Below are 15686 nucleotides of genomic sequence, written 5' to 3'. Positions count from 1 at the left end.
GCGTGGGAGACCTTCGGGTCTGCCGGGTTCCTGTATCTCCGGTTTCTCAGCCTGCGCACAGCTGCCACCCATTCGCCTGAGAACGAACGTGGTAGCTCTCACCAGATATGGGAGTTTTACCAATGACCGCTACAAGTCCGCCTGCGTTAACCACCCTCGGCGTCACCCCCTTCTCCTTTCACTCCGACCAACCTCTGTTCCGCGTCAATAGCGGTGTTTCCCTGCATGAAGCCTTGCACCACGTTTCCGACCTGCTCCATGTCGCCAAGCTGCTCGCAGAAGAGGCGGCGATGACACGGGAGACGGACCGTTATGCCTGGGCTTCGCATTATTTGCAGGAGATGAGCAAGGCGGTGATTGATGACGTGGTGAAGGTGTTGGAGTCACCCAGCAATAGCGCGCAGTAGACCTCACTGAAAAGGCCTGTCCTCGCCATAGTGCAGTTCAACTTGTGGCGAGGTTCGTTATCGCTCTCTATAAAGCCCCATCCAGCCCCCAACAAAAAAGGCACTTGCCGCGAACGCCAAGTGCCTTTTTCACCCCACCTGCAACCCAATCACCGCGCCAACATAAACGTCTCATACTCCAGATCTTCCAGCGCCGACGACAACCGCGCCAGCCCCAGCAGTACACACACCAGCAACGACAACGTAAACCCGTAGCCGAAGAAGCTAGGCCCCAGGTGCATGCTGAGCAGTGTCAGGGCTGCGTTGAGTACGGCAAACAGTACGCACAGTTCCAGGACCACGCGGCGTTTGTCGAGGTAGAAGAACACGTTGAGCAACGCCATGAAGACCACCTGGATGCTCACGCCGATCAAGTCGATGTAGAACAGTGGCAGGTAGTAGCTGGAGATGCCGATCCATTCCAGCAGGCGCGGGGCGAAGAGGAACAGCAGCACCACGGTCAGGCCTTGGACTTTGCAGATTTCCAGCAGGCCCTGGCGGATGGAGAGGGTCATCTCGGTTTTCAGCGAGCCGATGTGCTGCAAGGTCTCGCCATCGCGGATGGCACGGAACAAGCGGTCGTACCACTCGGCAAAGTCGGTCTCGATACGCACCAGGAACACGGCCATGCCGGGGATGATCGCCAAGTAGGCGATGAAGATCGGCATGTCGTACAGGATCGAGGCGCGCAGCGGGCCTATCACCGTGTTGGACGTGCCTGGGTTGAACCAGAACAGGATTTTGTCGACCCAGATGCCGAAGTTGTAGAAGAAGCCGGTCACCAGCAGGCTGAGGAACACGTTGCGACGATCGAGAAAATCAAACGCAATCATTTTCTCGGCACGGTACTCGCGCAGGATGTCGTACAGGTACAGGAACAAAAGGCTGCCGTGGCCGATCAACAGCGCCAGCAACAGGCCGGGCATCTTCAGGAAGCTCAGCAGGTAGGCGCTCGCGACCATCAGCGAGTAACCCACCACCATCACCAGCAGGATGCGGTTGTACTTTTTCATCCCCGAAAGAAAGATGATCACCAGCCACAGGTTGCACAGCACCACGAAGTTCGACAGCACCAGCACGCGGTAGATCAGCGGTTGATCGAACAGCACCGCCAGCACGATAACCCCCAACACCCCGGCACCGACCGTCACCATCAACAATATGCCCAGCAGGTTGGGCAGGATCTGGTCGTAGTTGCGCTCGAACAACTGGTCGGACACGAAGCGGGTGAAGAACAACTGCAGGCCGCCCGTCAGGATCAGTGAGCTGGCCATCAGGTACGTCACCGTGACCAGAAACTGCCCCACCAATGCGTTGGGCAACAGCAGGCCCAGGCTGATGATCCCCACCAGCATCACGCTGATGATCGACAGCACCCACGGGCCGGAGCTGATCAGGCCCGCATACACATAGGCGTGCAAGGTGGCGGTGTATGAGTCGCGCGAGAGGATCTTGCGCAGTTCGAAGCCAATACCGGCCATTTAACTGTTCTCCATGGCGGCCTGGTACAGGTCGCGGTAGCGCTGCAGCATCAAGGCTTCGGTGTAGTAACGGTTGACCCGCAGCAAGCCGGCGGCCTGTGCAGCCTTCCAGCGCTCGGGGCTGCGCAGCAGTTCCAGGATGGCGGCGGACGTCGCCTGTGGGTCGGCAATCGCCACCACCTTGCCCGCCACGCCGAGGTCGCGGTCTTCGGCGCTGCCGCCTTCGATCAGTTCGCGGCACGAGCCGACGTCGCTGCTGACGACCGGCGTACCGGCAGCCCAGGCTTCGAGGATCACCAAGGGTTGTGCTTCGCTGATCGAGGTCAGCACCATCAGGCCAAGCTTGGGCAAGATGTCCTGGATGCGCTGGAAACCCAGGAAGTGCACTTTGCCTTCAAGCCCCAGGCTCGCCATAAGGCTGCGGCATTCGCTCACGTATTCCGGGTCTTCTTCCTCGGGGCCTACAATCCAGCCTTCGGCGTGCGGCATCGCGCTGATCACGCCGCGCATGGCACGCAGGAACGTTTTCACGTCCTTGATCGGCACCACGCGCCCGATCAACCCGACCACCGGTGCAATGCCCGGCTCACGGGTTTCCATGGCACGGGACCATTGCGACAGGTCGATGCCATTGGCGATCAACGCCGTGCGGCTCGGATCGGCACCGTCCTTGATCTGACGCTGACGGTTGCCGTCATACAAGGCAATGATCTTGTCGGCGCTGTTGTAGGCCAGTTGGCCGATCCGTTCGAAATAGCGCACCCACAGGGTCCGGATATACCCCGAGCCACCGTCGAGGCTGCGGTTGAGCGCCTGCCCGGAGGTTTCGGCAATCCAGGTGGCCTGGGCCAGATCGATCTTGCGCTCCTTGGTATAGATACCGTGTTCGCTCAGCAGGTAAGTGCATTTCCAGCGGTGCTTGAGGATGCAGCCCAGCAGCCCGGCGTAACCGGTGGAAATCGAGTGCAGCACCCGCGCCGGTGGCATCTTGCGCGAGGCCTCGGCGAGCATCAGCAACGGCGACTGCAACGAACGCAGCGTCCAGAAATAGTTGACGAAAGACGGGTCGGCGCAGTGCTGGCGGTAGCCTTCGCTGAGGGTTTCCCAGCTGGCACGGCTGCGCAGCACATCATCCAGGGTCATATGGCCCTCGGCGATGCAGTTGAGCAGGCGCTCGCCCAGTTCCCGCTCGGGCGGGTCCGGGTGGTGCAAAAAGCGATACAGGTCGGCCAGCTGCTGCGGGTTGGCATCGCGTGGCGTGCCACGGGTATCGGCGGGGTGCGTCGCGTCTTCGAGGAACACCTCTTCGATGTGCACCACATTCACCGGCACTTCATAACGCCGCGAGGTGTACGCCGAACGCTGACCACCAATGAACATCACCGAAAAAGTCAGCTCCGGCAGGCCGAGGATCATCTGGTGGATCCAGCTCGATACACCGCCGCGCACGTACGGCCAGGTGCCTTCCAGCAGCAGGCAAATGTCAGCCGTCGGGGTGGTTTCCTTATGATTCATTCCAGCTCCTCACCAACTCAGCAAAGGGTGGCCGCTGACGGGTTTCTTCCGGCAGGCTGGCGAGCAGCCCGGGGATTTCGTGATAGCGACCCGCTTCGAACGCCAACTCGGCATGGAAAGGCAGTAACTGAGCCGGCCCCAGACCGTTTCGCTCAGCCTCGTGCAGCAGGGCCTCAGCTCGCTCGTTTTCACCGCGTTCCAGGGCAATACGGCCGGCCAGCAGCAACAGCTCGCCGCCCTCACCGGCCGCCAGACCTTGTTCGGCATGTTCGCTGGCCTGGTTAAGCACGTGCTCAAGCACGCTGCCTTGGGCCAGGCCGAGGTAGGCCAATTCCCAATACCAGCGCGCCAGCATGCTGTGCACCGGGCCGGCAGTTCGGGGGCCGACGCCAGCCAACTGTTCCAACGCCATCTGGATGTGCAGGTTGATGTCACTTTCCTGCTTGTCGAGCATCGAGTACGCCAGCAGACGGACGTCATCACTGGGGTCACCCAAGGCCAGCTTGAGGATGGGCACCGCGTCCTTGCCAGGCATGCGGCGAGTCGCCAGCAGCGCGGCCAGACGCTGATCGGGATCGGGCGCGTGGCGCAGCACGTCCTGCAAACCACCATCGGCGAAGATCGGCGTGCGTGTCTGGGCCTTTGCACGGAACGGCAGGCCGGGAATGCCGACCGATTGCCACGCTTGCTGGTCGCGTTTACGCGGCAGGTACAGCGCCGGGAAGATCGACGCAACCACGCCCAGGGTACCGATCACCGGCACAAAGAACGCCAGGCTGAAAATGAACAGCGGGCTCCACGGCAAAGGCGCCCGGTAGCGCGCCGGCAACAGCAGCCATACGGCGCCGCACAGCATCAGGCAGGCCAATCCATGGCTGAAGGTGAACACCAGCAGTTCGTGCATCTGCGGCGCATCGAGCCACAGGCTGGCCCAACTGCCCGCCTCCAGCAGCACGGCGCCGCTAAACAGCCACTTGCTGATCATTCAGGCCACACTCGTTGTAGAGGAAGTTACGCAGCCCGTTGCGATCACAGCCAGGCTCCAGATTGAAAGGCATGACCCGCACACCCAGGCTGTCCAGGTCGGTATCGATACCAAAGTGCTCGTGCAACAGCATGCCGATCCGCGCCAGGTAGCCTTCGGTACCTTCCGGGCTGGTCAACGGCAGGAGCACCAGCAACAGACGATGTTCGCGGTTGTTGCGTACCGCCAGGTGCAAGTCCAGGCCACGTTGGCTGCGCTCCATCAGGCGCGACAGTTCCTCGTTGGCGCGCGTCATCTCGAACGCGAACAACCCGGCGGGCAACGTGTGTTGTTCCACATCCACCAGCGACCGCTTGAGCTGCAACGAAAATTGCTGGGCGTGCGCATCGGGCAGGCTCAGCACTTGCGGATCGCGGCGCAACAGGTCGGCAATGTGGCCAGCCAGCAGCGACAACAGGCTCAAGGTGCGGTCCTGGAACGCAAAGAACGGCATCTGCCGAACCGCCAGGATCGCCAGCAAGCGGCCTTCGGCATCGATCAACGGGATGCAGGCCTGCAGCGCGGAAAACTGCGCGGCGTTACCGGCGTCGATCAGCTCCTGGCGTACGCTCACCAGTTCGCCGCGCTCCAGACATAGCCGGATCAAACCGTCATCGGTCTCCAGCGGCCCCATCACGCCGATCATCGCCAAGGCCTGGGGCAGTAGGTTTTTCTCACTGTCGTCGACGCGGTACAAACCCGCCACGCGCAATGCGCCGTATTGGCCGAGCATCGCCACGATCGGCTCGGCCAGCTCGCTCAATGCGTCGCCTTCGACCGGCATGCCGCGCAGTTTTTCACGCAGGCCCAGCAATGAACTGCGCAGGCTCTGGTCACTGCCGGCCACGCGTTGCTCAAGCAGGTCATGGGACACCCGCAGGATCTGGTGGGCACGGGTGAACTCGTCGAGGCGGTACTGACGGTATTCGTTAGCCATCTGCAGACGCTCCAGGCGGCGCACCCACAGGTCGCGAACCTCGCCTACCAGCATCCCGCACACCAGCACACCGACGATGAACGAGGGCTCAAGCTGGGTATAACCTGCATGCCCGGTGTAGCGCAGGGCAAACAGCGCCGCCACCAGCAGCACGGCGCTGAACAGGCCGCGCACAAAACCGTAACGCACACCCAACAGCAGCGGCGCCAGGATTGGCCAGGGGAAACCACCGTGCATTTGCAACGGGTCTTCGGGGGTCAGCCAGAAGCCGAGGCCAATGGCCAAGCCCGTTACCAGGAGTGTTTCCAGCCAAGACACCGGCCCGCTGGCGCGAGGCGCCAGGCTGTAATCCATGTGTGGAGAATTCATTGCGTTCACTCGAATCGAAGGGCGCCAACCAGTTTGTCGATTACCGTCTGAGCATTGCCCGCCAGGCTTTCACGGGACCAACCGGCGCGCGCGCCGCTTTTGCTCCAGAGCACACGACCACTGTTGGCGTCGAGCACGCGCAGGCTGATGCCCACCGCCGGCTCGCCATCCAGGCCGTTCTTGTACTGCCACTCTTCGACGCTGCCGGCGACGACGTAATCGAGCTTTTGCTCACGTGCCCATTCCAGGGCACCGTTCAGGCGCTCGTTGTCGTCCATCAGCGCCTGTTCGCCCTGGGTGCTGGTCGGGTACACACGCGGTTGCAGGCCATGGCTGCTGAGTACGCTGAGCAGGATCTGCTCGCTGCGCTCACCGGCTTGCGGGGTCTGCGAATAGTTGATCATCGGCACGATCCCCCACTGCGCGTTGCGCGGCAGGTTAGGGCTGTTTTCACTGGTGAAGCTGGAGCAGCCGGCGACGAACAGCACTGTCAGGGCCAGGCTCAGGTTACGAATTGCTTGCATAGGTTTTTCTCCCGTAGATTCTGTAATCAGCGCCCGAAACGCACGCCGTAGCTCATGCCCAGCGTGCCGCCGGACTTGCCATCCCCGCCTTGTGGCGCAGATTGGTAGCCGAAGGTGAGGGCCAGTTCGTCGTCACCCAGCACTTCGAAACCAATGCCCGTATTGACGCCGTAGTTGAAGGTTTGGTCGGTCCACTGCCAGCCCGCCGTCATGTCCACCAGCCAGGTGTATTGCGGCTTGCTGCGCACCAGCGCACCGGGGATGCCGCGACGCCAGGACGTGCCGACATAGAGTTGGCCGTAGCGGCTTTGCAGGAGGTCGCCCGACGGGATGGTCTGCAACTCGATCGGGTCACCCGGCTCAGGCGGCGCGACATCAGGCACTCGAATCGGGCCTTTGAAATCGCTGGAGAGGTAATCCAGGTTGCGATCCTTCACGTTGTTCTTCTGGTAATCCACACCACTGCGCACCGTCCAGTTAGGCCCGGCAAATTCCAGCGTGTGGTTAAGCTCCAGCTTCAGCGCATGACCACTGCCCAACGAGTCGCCGGCACGGGTCGAGAACGAGCGCTGTGCCACTTCCCAGCTCAACTGGTCCCGCGCGGTCAGGCCATGACGGCCGCCGACCCAGGCGCGGTCCTGCTGGCCGAAAGCCCGCATCAGACCGCTGTCGTCACTCTTGCGATGCCAGTCCAGCCCGGTCTCGATCTGGTGGCTGTTGCCCAACTGCCACATGCGCGACAGGCCCAGGCCGTTACGGTCATCGTCTTTGCGCTGGCTGGTGTCGGCAAACAGCTTCCAGCTGCCGTTTTCTACCGAGCGCACCAAGGTCAGGGCCGCGTTGCTCTCGTCGCCGATGCGCGAAGAAATGACGTCGTCGCCTTTATAGTTGCCGTGTTCCATCTCGACATCGGCGTACCAGTTGTCACCTAGGTTGTGGGCGATTTCCAGGCGCGGCGCGTCAAACGACAAGCCACCGAAATCCTGTTTCTGATACGACAGCAACGCACCTTGCGGGGTGGCTTCGTGGATCTCCACCGCCTGGCGACGCAGTTGCTCGTTCACCGAATCCGGCTGGTCGTCGCCCAGTGCCGACAGGCTGGTTTCCAGTGCCTCGTTGGTACGCCCCAAACGGCTGAGCGCCTGTGCGCGCTGCGCCGGGTTCAGGTCGCTGCTGGCCAACAGGGTTTCGACCTGGGCTTTATTACGGCTGCGCAAGGCTTCCTGGATCTGCTCGTAACGGTCGACCTTGAGCCCTTGGGTGCGCGCCCAGGCCAGCCAGTCGTCTTTCTGCGCTTGCTGGTTGGTGGCATCCAGGCGGGCCAGCAGGCGTTCGAACCACAGCTGTTTCATCGACGGCGAACCGTCTTTCCACTTCAGCAGTTCTTGCTGGGCCTTCTGCGGCGAGTAGCTGCTCGACATCAAACGCAGCCAGATCGCATAGCGCTGGGACGACGGTTGCAGGTTGTCGGCCTCGGGGCTGCGCAGCAACTTCAAGCGCAGGCGCTGGGCGGCGTCCTGGTAGCCGGAGGTGTCCAGGGCGTCGGCATACGCAGCCTGCACCAGCCAGTCGTTCGGGCTGAGCTTGAGGTACATGCGATACCAGACCAACGCCTCGGCATCGCGCCCCAACAGCTGGCTGGCACTGGCGAACGGCAGCCAGAGCAGGCGGTCTGCCCGTGCATAGGCACGCCATTTGGCCAGCAGGGGCTTGAGTTTTGCCGTGTCGGCCTGGTCGACATACAGCCAGGTCAAACGCTCGCGGAACAGGTTGTCATCCGGGTAGCGCGACAAGCCCAGCAGATAGAGACGCTCGGCCTCGGTGGTATCGCCCTGCTCCACCGCCAAGGCACCACGTACCGCCAGGACCTGGGCTTGCTCGTAGGCCTCCGGGTATTTCTTGGCGTCTTCCAACAGGGTAACGACCTGATCCCACTCCTGCAGCTCCTGGGCCAGTTGCAGCGCCTCGACCAACCGTTGCGGATCCTGGGCGCGGTGCCAGCTGTCGACCATCAACTTCAAGGCGCGCTGCGGGTCGCTGGTGCGATACAGGGTGATCAACTGGCTCTCGTCGCCACTGGTCAGCTTGCCGTTGAGGGACAGCAGTTTTTCCAGGGAGACGCGCAAGTCTTCGTCGCGCTCCAGGTCCCAGGCGAGTGCCGCACGGGTGCGCCAGTATTCCGGATCATCGATGGATGAGTCGTCCGACTTGACCACTTCCCAGGCCGCCGGCTCATCAAACAGCTTCATTTCCGTGCTGGCCCAATCGACCCGTTCGGCGGTAGTCAGCTTGTAGCGTTTTGCATAGTCCTTGTAGAGCTTGCCTTTGGCCGCGAACTGCCCGGTGTTTTCCAGGTTCTGCAGCAAGCGTGTCCACGCCAGGCGATGGGCCGGGTACTTGCGCAGGTAGGTGCGCAGCCAGGACTCTGCTTCCGCCGGTGTGCCACGGGATTCATGACCGTAGATCAGCGCATCCAGCTCGATGTCCGTGAGCGCACGCTGCTGCATGATGTCGGCGAGCAACGGGATCGAGCGGGCGAAGTCGAATTGCAGACTGGCAAGGCGCCAGGCGTGCTCGCGGGTTTTCGGGTCTTCCTTGAGTTTGAGCAAGCGAATCCAGTAATCCAGCGCGGCTTCGTTATCACCGCGCCACTCACCGAGCTTGGCCATTTGCTCCAGCAACTCGGTGTCATCCGGGTAATCGATGACCAGCTCCTGACCGGTTTCCCACGCACCCGCCAGATCATTGATGGACAGGCGCACATCGAATTCTTTGACCAGGATCTTGCGGTTGTCAGGCTCCAGGTCATGCCACTGCTGGAGCACGCGCTGGGCCAGGTCGAACTGCTTGGTCGCAACGGCGATATCCACGCCCTGCTCCAGCCACGCCACGTCGGTTTGCGGGTTGGTCAGCTGGGGCAACTCGTCAACCAGCACTTGCGCGGCCTGCTCGTCACGCCCGGCCGAGAGCAGGCTGTTGAACGCAAGTTGCGCGTACTCCCGCCGTTCGCCCGGCTGCTGGGCGTCACGCTTGAGTTGCAGATAGATGTCTGCCGCGCGCGCAGGCTGCTCACCCGCCAAGTACCACTGCGCGGCGGATTTGAGCGCCTCGGTGCGTTGCGCCGGATCACGCCCTGCGATCTCTTCGAACACACTGGCGGCAAACGCCGGCGCCTGCAGGGTCAGCGCCAGCTTCGCCAGGCTTTGCAGCTGGGCCACCGGCAGCTTGCGATGATCGAAGCTTTGCAAGCGCTCGACCAACGCATGCTGCGCAATCAGGTCGTTGCCACTGGCGGCGATCAGCGCGTCCAGTTCCAGGCGATAGTAGGCCTGGATCTCCGGCTGCGGCTTGGGCCAGGCGTCCACGTGTTGGCGCGCTTTGGTGTAGTCACCGAGGCGAATCAGCAAGTCGACCAATTGCAAACGCAGGTGGTCGTCATCCGGGTGCGCCGTCAGCAACAGCTCGGCATAGTTGGCCGACACGGCGTCGGGTTCGCGCCCGTCGGGCTGGAACACTTCTTCACGCTGGAAGGTTGCCCACAGCAGGCCGCCCACGGCGACCGCGACCACCGCCAGTGCCCATGGGTTGAGCAGGCGGCTGCTTTTAGTTGCAGAGGAGTTGACCATTACTCACCTGCTTCATAGGAAGTTGAAAAGTCCAAAGGCCGGCCGAAGCCTTGCCCGCGAATCGTTGCCCATCGACTTCCACGCGGCAGGCGGTTGCCGAGCGCACGGTGAAGGTCAGGTCGAACTGACCGGCGAAGGAAAAGCTCACGCGACGATCGTCCAGGTAACGCCAATCGAGCAACGGCACGTTGGCCTCCTCCAGCGCAGGGCGAGGGTCTCTGTCCGTACGCAATGCGAGCAACGCCTTGTCGCTGCTCAGGGCCACATAGCGCCCTTGCGGCAAGTCACGTACACCCGCGACACCTTGGGATTTGAGCAAGTCCGGCCAGCCCATTTGTGCATCCAGGCGCACGGTACGCAGCGCGTCCATCCCGCGAATCTGCCAGGCGCCGTCCGCAGTACGGGCCAGGCTCGCCTGGTACAAACCATGCAGACGGTCGACGTAGTCGCTCATCCACAACGACATCGGCTGTTGCTCGCGCATGTAGCCGTAGATCTCGTGCATGGCCTTGATCGAGGCTTGCTTGGTGCTGGAATAGAAGTGGTAGTAGAGGTGCAGCCCACGCAGGCGGCGTGGGCTGTCGGTGAGTTCGAACGTCTCGATCAACTCACGGAAGCCGTAGTACGGGCCTTTCCACAGGTTGGTGTAGAGGTTTTCATTGATGATCGGCGCGTAGTACTGCAAACCCCCAGGCGTCGGCCGCAGCAACGGGTTCAACCCGGTCAGGGACGGGTTGGCCTTGGTCATGATGGTTTCGGCGCCGTTGACGTTCTTCAAGCCGGCGTCATAGGCCAGCTTGATGGTGCTGGCAGATGGCAGCGCATCGCCTGGCCAGAACACCATCTTCACCGGCTTCTGTGGCGTCGTCAGGTTCTGGTTGATGTAATCGCGCGAGCCAAAAATCTCCCGACGAAAATCGATTTTGTCGTAGCCGACGATTTTCATGTTCAAGCCGTATTCCGCGTTGAAATTCTCGCGCTTCTTGGCTTTCTCCGGCTGCATGAAAAACGGGTGGCTGTAGGTGTGCGTGGCCACTTCGACTTTAGGGTTGGCGAAGATCTCGCGGGCAATCGGCTCCAGCTCGCGGGCCAGGAACGGGAACGCGCCGCGCGGCGAGATCTCGCCTTCGATGATCGACACCGACGTCAGGAACGGGTTGGGCTTGATGTAGTCGTCCAGCGTATGACGCCCCGCATAGGGCGTGCCGCGCACTTCGGCGCGGGAGGGAAACCCGTCGCCATCGATGTGCACGGTCGCAATGCGCCGGCCATTCTCGGTGGTGGTGTCCGGCCGAGGTTGCGCCGGTAGACGCAGGCTGGCCTGAAGGAACGCGAACGGATCGAGAATCCAGCGGCTACGCTCGTTGTTGATTTCGAGCAGGTAAGGCGCCAGCGCCAGTCCTCCCCATTTACCGACCACTACCGGGTTGAAAACGGCGCCATTGGCACCGCTCAAGGACAACGCCGGGGTGGGGCCGTTGGGCAATACGGAGACCGCTGCCAGGTCACGGGAGCGCGGCACCACCGGTGCCTCGAAGGCGCCCAGCAGGGCCTTGTCCTGGTGGGTGATGGTCAACACTTGAGTGGCGGGCGGCGCATCCCGCTTGAGGCCCAGGCGCTTGAGCAACAACTTGTCTTCAACCGGCAGACCACTGAAGAACACCACTGGCACCTGCTCGTCGAGACGGGCGTTGATAAAGCGATTGAACGCCGGTGCATCCTGCGGCGGGCCGCTGGTCATCCAGGTGACCACACCCGCGTACAAACCACTGAAACCGTAGAGCGGCAGGTCACTGTCGGCGGGCAGGTAATCGACTCGGTAACCGAGGTACTCCAGCAGCCCGCCCAGGTTGCTATGGCCAGCGGCATCTTCCAGCGCGCCTTCACGCGGGTCGTAGATCATAGCGATACGGCGCGGCTGGACCTCGATGCTGCTGATGCCCAGGGTGTTGAGGTCCGGGGTACTGATGTAGGGAATGAACCCCTCATCGCGCAGACGCTTGGCGAGCGTGCGCGCCTCCTCACGACGCTCGGGTGGCAAGTAGTCGATGGCCACCAGCGGCACACCCTTGGCGCGCAGCGGTTGCAGGTGGGTTTCGAGCCACTGGCGATCGGACTCGGACACCGGGCGATAGCGTTTTGCGGAAGCATCCCAACCGGCATGGATCGACTCGACCGCCACGGCGGCGGCAACGCCGTCCAGCTCAGGCAACACTTCGAAACCACGGTTGAAGAACAGCTTGAGGTTCGGCTGACGCTTGTGCAGCTCACGCAGCAAGCTGGCCAGGCCGACGCGCTGGCTTTCGCGCGAAGCCTCGGGCATCAGTTGGAAACTGTCGAGGGTGTCGAGGAACAGGCCCGCATAGCCTTGCGCTTCCAGGGCCTTGGCACGTCCGAACAGATGCTCGCGCCAGACCGTCGATGTGAGATCCATCACCTGGCTGTTCCAGGCGTCATTACGCACAGGGGAAACCGCTTTGCTCAACCCGGCTTTCTCGACCTCGGCCTTATTGCCATCAAACTCACCGATGGACAGGTAGGCAAACGGCTGGCTGCCCAATGCCCGCAAGGTTTTCACATCGCCAGGCGTCATGTGCCCCGGTTCGACCACGGCCCAGTCGAACTGCGCCAGTTCCGGCAGCGGTGGTTGCTCGGCGTACCAGAACGCCACGCTGTTCGGTGGGGCCATGGTGGCAGCGTGCACGCTCGGCCCGCCGACGAATAAGGCAAGAGCAGCCAACAGCCGCTCAGCGATCGCGCGGATACGCGTCCTGCGGAAAACGATTTCCATAATTCACTCTTGAAGATGACTGAGCCAATACTGCGTAGACGTCGGGCGAAGTGACCGGCGAGCTACAAGCTGCGCAACAGCTGCGCCAAACCCTGGCCAATGGAGGTCGGTTGCGGGAGTGCAAAGCGCTCCAGCAGACGGGCGTTATCAGCGCGCGAATGACGGATGTCGCCTTGACGTGAAGCTTGGTACGTCACGTTCAACGCGGTGCCGGTGGCATTGCCCAGTTCAGCGATCAGGTCGTTGAGGCTGGTCGAACGGCTGAGCCCTACGTTGATGGCTTCAGGTGCCGGTTCGCGGGTCTCGACTGCCTGGACGAGGATGCTCACCAGGTCCTGCACGTAGACGAAGTCGCGGGTTTGCTCGCCGTCACCAAAGACGGTAATCGGCTTACCCGCCAACGCGCGCTCGGTGAAGATGCTGATCACACCGGAGTAAGGCGAAGACGGGTCCTGGCGTGGGCCGAAGATATTGAAAAAGCGGAAGATCACCGGCTCCAGGCCGTGCTCGCGACGGTAGAAGTCCAGGTAGTACTCACTGGCCAACTTGTCGCTGGCATAAGGCGTCAGTGGGGACTTGGGCGTGTCTTCGGCGATGGCCGTGCCTTCGCCGTTGTTGCCATAGGTAGCCGCGCTGGAGGCAAATACCACACGCGCCACACCGGCCTTGAGCATGCTTTGGCACACGTTGAGTGTGCCGACGAAATTAGCCTGGTGAGTGGCGACAGGATCGTCTACCGAGGCCTGCACCGATGCAACCGCCGCCAGATGCACGACTGCGCTGCAATCACGCATGGCCTGCTCGACCACGGCGCTGTCGGCGACATCGCCAACCAGCAGTTCCAGATCAGGGTTACCAACGGGCAGGTTAGCCACCTTACCGGTCGACAAATTGTCCAATACGCGAATCTTGTAGCCTTTGCCCAGCAACGCATCGACCAGATGTGAACCAATAAAACCTGCACCACCGGTAACCAGAATTCGTCCTACAGCCATGAAGTTTACTTCCTAAAGACTCGAGCGCAGGCAGCGACAAACGAGCCTGCTAATTAAAGGTGACAGTGTTTTAGGGCTACCCTGACCAACGTCGCCTGGCCATCCGAGTCCAAGCCGCCTTATCCCTGAATCTTGAAGAACCACAGCATGGGACGAATGCGCGTTGCTAATGTCATTTTAATGGCTTAGAGCCATCAAATTCGTGGCGATCATGGTGGATCCAAAAGAGACTGTCAACGAATTGTCTAATTTGCCGCTAAACGGCAACCAGTGACAAAATTAGCCACTTATTTGACGCTGGTAATAGGGCGCAGCCTGCTTGTCACCCTTCCAGGCATCACGTCTACTGCACCCATATTGGTGTCCCAGGCTGTGTGGTCGAAACGACTTGCGTGACGATTGCTGTCTCCGACTTCATGGGCGGCTACACGGTGTTGGGCGATGAAAGCTGGCAGTTTCTGCCCGGTTTTTCAGCGTTGGGCAGTGCTGAGGCGCGATTGCCTGCGCAGGTACACCATTTGCACCGTCACGCCGATCACCAGCGCCAACGCAATGCCCGCCTGCGCGCCCAGCAGCACCGGGGATTGCAGGTCAGTGACGAAGGGGTGGCCATCGGGAACGCGACGCAACGTCTCGGACACGGTGGGCACCATCAGGAAAAAAGCCGTCAGGCTCAGCAAGATCGTCTCCACATACACCCGGGCTCGCCCCAGCCAGGCCACGCGCCCTACCCCATAACCTGCCAGCAGCAGCGTAATCGTAATGATGCCGATGGCGTTGCTGACGGGCTGATGCGCGACTAGGAACACGGTGAGGCCGCCGATCAACATCGACACGAAATACAACACGCCCGGCACTGAGCGCGGCACGATGCGGCCATGCCGGATAAACATGTAGGCGGCCAGTGGAATGGCCGGCAAGCTGCCGAGGGTGTGCAGCCAGCCAAGGGCGGAGATTCCGAACATTGTGGTGTTCCCATGTGGTTGGATGATGTGCAAAAAGCCGTCAGCGCGGGAAAGGCTCATCCCGACGCGGTCGGCACGCTATGATCTCGGCGGTCAGCTTAGTGAAGACGGGGTCGGACCGACATGATGAATCCCTTGGAAAATTTGATCATTCATCCACAAATGCAGCTGGAAGGGCTGGCCAAGGGCGACCTGCTGTCCCAGGTACTGGCGCAGATCCGCCTGACAGGTGATCGGGTTTATTCCTGCACGCTGACGGAGGCACAGCCCCTCACGCTGGATGAAAAAAGCGCGCACATCTGCGTACTCCAGCACGGTCGGTTACATCTGAATGCCGCCCATCAGCCCCCCCTGACGCTGGAGCAAGGCGATGTGATCCTGCTGCCCCACGACCCCACGGGCATCACGCTGACCGCCCTGAATGGGCCGGCAACCGTGGTCATCTGCCGCTTCTGGTTCGACGCGAGCAGCTTCCAGGCCATGCTGTTCGCCCTGCCTCGGCTGATCCATATCCAGCAAGCCGACGCTGCCGCGTGGGCGGAAGGCATTCTGCATTTCATGTTGCTCGAAGCCCACGATACGCAGCCGGGCGGGGCGTTGATGATTTCGCGCCTGATCGACCTGGTGGTGATTCGCATCCTGCGCACCTGGGTGCACCAGGGCGCCGCTTCCGGATGGTTGGGTGGGTTGTCGGACGCGCGTATCGCGCGTGTGCTGAAAGCCATTCACGAAACACCGGGCAAGCAATGGCGCATCGACAACCTGGCTGAGGTGGCGGGCATGTCGCGGTCGAATTTCTGCGAGAGGTTCAGCGCCCTGGTCGGCCGCTCGCCGCTTCGGTATCAGAATGAATGGCGGCTGACCCTGGCAAAAACCATGCTGGCCAAACAGGACGGTCGCATCGGAGAAGTGGGTTTTGCGATTGGCTATGAGTCCGAAGCCGCGTTCAGCCGGGCATACAAAGCCTTTTTCGGCCGCTCGCCACGGGATGATAACGCCCGGCCGGGTTAGGC

The 15686-nt window shown here is 61.7% G+C and carries 11 protein-coding genes; 2 read left to right on the top strand and 9 right to left on the bottom strand.

The features are described 5' to 3' along the window. Window positions 1-122 precede the first annotated feature (122 nt). A complete protein-coding gene (locus tag BLR69_RS23080) occupies window positions 123-407 on the top strand; it encodes a DUF3077 domain-containing protein (protein WP_071497027.1) in 285 nt (94 codons plus the stop codon). A gap of 149 nt (window positions 408-556) precedes the next feature. On the opposite strand, the gene pelG is transcribed toward BLR69_RS23080, so the two are convergent. The 9 genes from pelG to BLR69_RS23035 form a co-directional block, all read right to left on the bottom strand. Beyond that, window positions 557-1927 (bottom strand): exopolysaccharide Pel transporter PelG, encoded by a 1371-nt coding sequence (gene pelG, locus BLR69_RS23075; protein ID WP_071497026.1) that lies wholly within the window; start codon window positions 1925-1927, stop codon window positions 557-559. After that, window positions 1928-3442 carry a GT4 family glycosyltransferase PelF gene (gene pelF, locus BLR69_RS23070; protein ID WP_071497025.1) on the bottom strand — a complete coding sequence of 505 codons (1515 nt, stop codon included), beginning with the start codon at window positions 3440-3442 and terminating at the stop codon, window positions 1928-1930. Then, window positions 3432-4427 (bottom strand): HEAT repeat domain-containing protein, encoded by a 996-nt coding sequence (locus BLR69_RS23065; protein WP_071497024.1) that lies wholly within the window; start codon window positions 4425-4427, stop codon window positions 3432-3434. The genes pelF and BLR69_RS23065 overlap by 11 nt, the downstream gene beginning before the upstream one ends. Further along, window positions 4405-5772 (bottom strand): PelD GGDEF domain-containing protein, encoded by a 1368-nt coding sequence (locus BLR69_RS23060; RefSeq protein ID WP_071497023.1) that lies wholly within the window; start codon window positions 5770-5772, stop codon window positions 4405-4407. The genes BLR69_RS23065 and BLR69_RS23060 overlap by 23 nt, the downstream gene beginning before the upstream one ends. A 5-nt stretch (window positions 5773-5777) precedes the next feature. Further along, complete coding sequence (locus tag BLR69_RS23055) at window positions 5778-6296, bottom strand: penicillin-binding protein activator LpoB (protein ID WP_071497022.1); 519 nt, start codon at window positions 6294-6296, stop codon at window positions 5778-5780. A gap of 26 nt (window positions 6297-6322) precedes the next feature. Beyond that, window positions 6323-9922 (bottom strand): tetratricopeptide repeat protein, encoded by a 3600-nt coding sequence (locus BLR69_RS23050; protein ID WP_071497021.1) that lies wholly within the window; start codon window positions 9920-9922, stop codon window positions 6323-6325. Further along, window positions 9900-12713 carry a bifunctional glycoside hydrolase 114/ polysaccharide deacetylase family protein gene (locus BLR69_RS23045; RefSeq protein WP_071497020.1) on the bottom strand — a complete coding sequence of 938 codons (2814 nt, stop codon included), beginning with the start codon at window positions 12711-12713 and terminating at the stop codon, window positions 9900-9902. Before BLR69_RS23045 ends, BLR69_RS23050 begins: the two co-directional genes overlap by 23 nt. A gap of 62 nt (window positions 12714-12775) precedes the next feature. Next, complete coding sequence (locus BLR69_RS23040) at window positions 12776-13708, bottom strand: SDR family NAD(P)-dependent oxidoreductase (RefSeq protein WP_071497019.1); 933 nt, start codon at window positions 13706-13708, stop codon at window positions 12776-12778. 470 nt (window positions 13709-14178) lie between these two features. Continuing rightward, a complete protein-coding gene (locus BLR69_RS23035) occupies window positions 14179-14673 on the bottom strand; it encodes a hypothetical protein (RefSeq protein WP_071497018.1) in 495 nt (164 codons plus the stop codon). Window positions 14674-14799: 126 nt separating this feature from the next. Between BLR69_RS23035 and BLR69_RS23030 the strand changes: the two genes are divergently transcribed. Further along, window positions 14800-15684 carry an AraC family transcriptional regulator gene (locus tag BLR69_RS23030; protein WP_232000934.1) on the top strand — a complete coding sequence of 295 codons (885 nt, stop codon included), beginning with the start codon at window positions 14800-14802 and terminating at the stop codon, window positions 15682-15684. The last annotated feature ends 2 nt before the right edge of the window (window positions 15685-15686 follow it).

It is taken from the genome of Pseudomonas azotoformans, assembly GCF_900103345.1.
In the GTDB taxonomy this organism is placed as follows: Bacteria; Pseudomonadota; Gammaproteobacteria; order Pseudomonadales; family Pseudomonadaceae; genus Aquipseudomonas; species Aquipseudomonas azotoformans.
This window is presented reverse-complemented; position numbering and strand designations above follow the sequence as displayed.

Excerpts from the sequence above, each read along its gene's own strand:
- BLR69_RS23030 (WP_232000934.1), top strand. The coding sequence starts at position 14,800 with ATGAATCCCTTGGAAAATTTGATCATTCATCCACAAATGCAGCTGGAA.
- BLR69_RS23080 (WP_071497027.1), top strand. The coding sequence starts at position 123 with ATGACCGCTACAAGTCCGCCTGCGTTAACCACCCTCGGCGTCACCCCC.
- BLR69_RS23050 (WP_071497021.1), bottom strand. The coding sequence starts at position 9,922 with ATGGTCAACTCCTCTGCAACTAAAAGCAGCCGCCTGCTCAACCCATGG.
- BLR69_RS23060 (WP_071497023.1), bottom strand. The coding sequence starts at position 5,772 with ATGAATTCTCCACACATGGATTACAGCCTGGCGCCTCGCGCCAGCGGG.
- pelG (WP_071497026.1), bottom strand. The coding sequence starts at position 1,927 with ATGGCCGGTATTGGCTTCGAACTGCGCAAGATCCTCTCGCGCGACTCA.
- pelF (WP_071497025.1), bottom strand. The coding sequence starts at position 3,442 with ATGAATCATAAGGAAACCACCCCGACGGCTGACATTTGCCTGCTGCTG.
- BLR69_RS23055 (WP_071497022.1), bottom strand. The coding sequence starts at position 6,296 with ATGCAAGCAATTCGTAACCTGAGCCTGGCCCTGACAGTGCTGTTCGTC.
- BLR69_RS23045 (WP_071497020.1), bottom strand. The coding sequence starts at position 12,713 with ATGGAAATCGTTTTCCGCAGGACGCGTATCCGCGCGATCGCTGAGCGG.
- BLR69_RS23065 (WP_071497024.1), bottom strand. The coding sequence starts at position 4,427 with ATGATCAGCAAGTGGCTGTTTAGCGGCGCCGTGCTGCTGGAGGCGGGC.
- BLR69_RS23035 (WP_071497018.1), bottom strand. The coding sequence starts at position 14,673 with ATGTTCGGAATCTCCGCCCTTGGCTGGCTGCACACCCTCGGCAGCTTG.
- BLR69_RS23040 (WP_071497019.1), bottom strand. The coding sequence starts at position 13,708 with ATGGCTGTAGGACGAATTCTGGTTACCGGTGGTGCAGGTTTTATTGGT.